The following is a 3,108-nucleotide window of genomic DNA, read 5'->3' as shown; positions in this document are numbered from 1 at the left end:
TTTGCATGTGTGTGCTTTGGACAAGCGAACGCTCCCGGAGCGTATGCTCGCGGGAGCGTATGGATCGCTGGGTGCGGGAGCAGGATTTGAACCTGCGACCTTCAGGTTATGAGCCTGACGAGCTACCGGGCTGCTCCATCCCGCGTCGCGCCGGGCCTTGGGGGTATGGTCCCTGGGCCTGGGGGAAATCGGGAATGAAGGGTTTCTGACCTGAAGCATGCTTTTGGTAGACCTGGCGACGACCTACTCTCCCGCGCCTTAAGACGAAGTACCATCGGCCCAGGAAGGCTTAACGACCGAGTTCGGAATGGGATCGGGTGGGGACCTTCCGGCATAGCCACCAGGTCAACGAAAAGCATGCGATAGAAGACATCATGTCTGACGAAAGCGTCAGTATTGTTGGGTGTTCATGAGTTTTGCTGAGGAACGATCAAGCCGATCGATCGATTAGTACCGGTAAGCTGCATGCGTCGCCGCACTTCCACACCCGGCCTATCAACGTGATGGTCTATCACGGATCTCAGCGAAGCCTTGTTTTGAGGTTAGTTTCCCGCTTAGATGCTTTCAGCGGTTATCTATTCCATACTTAGCTACCCTGCTGCGCGGCTGGCGCCACGACAGGTCCACCAGAGGTATGTTCATCCCGGTCCTCTCGTACTAGGGACAAATCCTCTCAAGCTTCGTACACCCACGGCAGATAGGGACCAAACTGTCTCACGACGTTCTGAACCCAGCTCACGTACCACTTTAATCGGCGAACAGCCGAACCCTTGGGACCTGCTCCAGCCCCAGGATGTGATGAGCCGACATCGAGGTGCCAAACTTTGCCGTCGATATGGACTCTTGGGCAAAATCAGCCTGTTATCCCTAGAGTACCTTTTATTCGTTGAGCGATGGCCCTTCCACGCAGAACCACCGGATCACTATGGCCGACTTTCGTCTCTGCTCGACTTGTCAGTCTCGCAGTCAGGCGGGCTTATGCCATTGCACTCGACGACCGATTTCCGACCGGTCTGAGCCCACCATCGCGCGCCTCCGTTACACTTTGGGAGGCGACCGCCCCAGTCAAACTGCCCGCCACGCCATGTCCCGGATCCGGATGACGGACCTCGGTTAGACGTCAGCAACAGCAAGGGTGGTATTTCAAGGATGGCTCCGCCGGAACTGGCGCCCCGGTTTCATAGCCTCCCACCTATCCTACACATGTTGCTGCTAACGCCAAGGCGAAGCTGCAGTAAAGGTTCATAGGGTCTTTCCGTCTGACCGCGGGAACCCCGCATCTTCACGGGGAATTCAATTTCGCTGAGCCTATGCTGGAGACAGTGGGGAAGTCGTTACGCCATTCGTGCAGGTCGGAACTTACCCGACAAGGAATTTCGCTACCTTAGGACCGTTATAGTTACGGCCGCCGTTTACCGGGGCTTCAATTCGGAGCTTGCACCCCTCCTTTTAACCTTCCGGCACCGGGCAGGCGTCAGACCCTATACGTCGCCTTGCGGCTTCGCAGAGCCCTGTGTTTTTGATAAACAGTCGCTACCCCCTGGCCTGTGCCACTCTGCAAAGGTTGCCCTAAGCAGAGTCACGCTTATCCCGAAGTTACGCGTGCAATTTGCCGAGTTCCTTCAGCATAGTTCTCTCAAGCGCCTTGGTATGCTCTACCTGACCACCTGTGTCGGTTTCGGGTACGGTCTCCGTTGGAGTTATTTCCAGGAACGACTTCCCTGCCGGGAGCAATCCAATAAGCCCCGACAAGTTACGCCATTCGTCACTTCCAACTGGCCCAGGAATATTCACCTGGTTCCCATCGACTACGCCTTTCGGCCTCGCCTTAGGGGCCGGCTAACCCTGCGCAGATTAGCTTTACGCAGGAACCCTTGGTCTTTCGGCGAGAGGGTCTCTCACCCTCTTTATCGCTACTCATGTCAGCATTCTCACTTCCGATACCTCCACCCGACCTCGCGATCGAGCTTCACAGGCTTACGGAACGCTCCGCTACCGCGCACTTACGTGCACCCATACCTTCGGCGACTGGCTTGAGCCCCGTTACATTTTCGGCGCAGGATCGCTTGACCAGTGAGCTGTTACGCTTTCTTTAAATGATGGCTGCTTCTAAGCCAACATCCTGGTTGTCAAAGCAATCCCACATCCTTTCCCACTTAGCCAGTACTTGGGGGCCTTAGATGATGGTTAGGGTTGTTTCCCTTTTCACGACGGACGTTAGCACCCGCCGTGTGTCTGCCGGATAGTTCTCTTGGGTATTCGGAGTTTGGTTAGAATTGGTACAGCTCGCGCCGCCCGCATCCATCCAGTGCTCTACCCCCCAAGGAATACATCCGACGCTCTACCTAAATAGATTTCGCGGAGAACCAGCTATGTCCAGGTTTGATTGGCCTTTCACCCCTATCCACAAGTCATCCCAAACTTTTTCAACAGTTATGGGTTCGGTCCTCCAGCTGGTGTTACCCAGCCTTCAACCTGCTCATGGATAGATCACCTGGTTTCGGGTCGTCATGCGTCGAACTCGTCGCCCTATTCAGACTCGCTTTCGCTGCGCCTACACCTAACGGCTTAAGCTTGCTCGACACATGAAGTCGCTGACCCATTATACAAAAGGTACGCCGTCACCCCGCGCGGGGGCTCCGACTGCTTGTAGGCTTCCGGTTTCAGGATCTATTTCACTCCCCTCGTCGGGGTGCTTTTCACCTTTCCCTCACGGTACTTGTTCACTATCGGTCGTCGAGGAGTACTTAGGCTTGGAGGGTGGTCCCCCCATGTTCAGACAGGATTTCACGTGTCCCGCCCTACTCGAGTCTGTCGCTATTTGACGCCTACGGGACTATCACCCGCTATGGTCGACCTTTCCAGATCGTTCGACTTTATTTCACGACAGCACTGGCCTGGTCCCGGTTCGCTCGCCACTACTACGGGAGTCTCTGTTGATGTCCTTTCCTCCGGGTACTGAGATGTTTCAGTTCTCCGGGTTTGCTTAATGAACCCTATGTATTCAGGTCATTATACCTTGTAACGATCAACCAATCCGGCTCCTGGCGAACCAGAAGCAAGTTGGAAGACCGTAAAGGTGGGTTTCCCCATTCGGAAATATGCGGA

At 55.1% G+C, this 3,108-nt stretch carries 1 tRNA gene and 2 rRNA genes (1 of these 3 running past the window's edge); all 3 read right to left on the bottom strand.

Features of this window, described 5'->3' with window-relative positions:
• Positions 1-68: 68 nt before the first annotated feature.
• Positions 69-145 (bottom strand) — tRNA-Met (locus C5708_RS19330).
• 85 nt (positions 146-230) lie between these two features.
• Positions 231-345, bottom strand: a 5S ribosomal RNA gene (gene rrf, locus C5708_RS19325).
• Between the two features lie 81 nt (positions 346-426).
• A 23S ribosomal RNA gene (locus tag C5708_RS19320) occupies positions 427-3,108 on the bottom strand; it runs 102 nt beyond the window's last position.

This window comes from Caulobacter sp. CCUG 60055 (assembly GCF_022750545.1).
Lineage (GTDB): Bacteria > Pseudomonadota > Alphaproteobacteria > Caulobacterales > Caulobacteraceae > PUIC01.
Note: the sequence above shows the minus strand (reverse complement) of the source record. Positions and strands in the feature narration are given on the sequence as shown.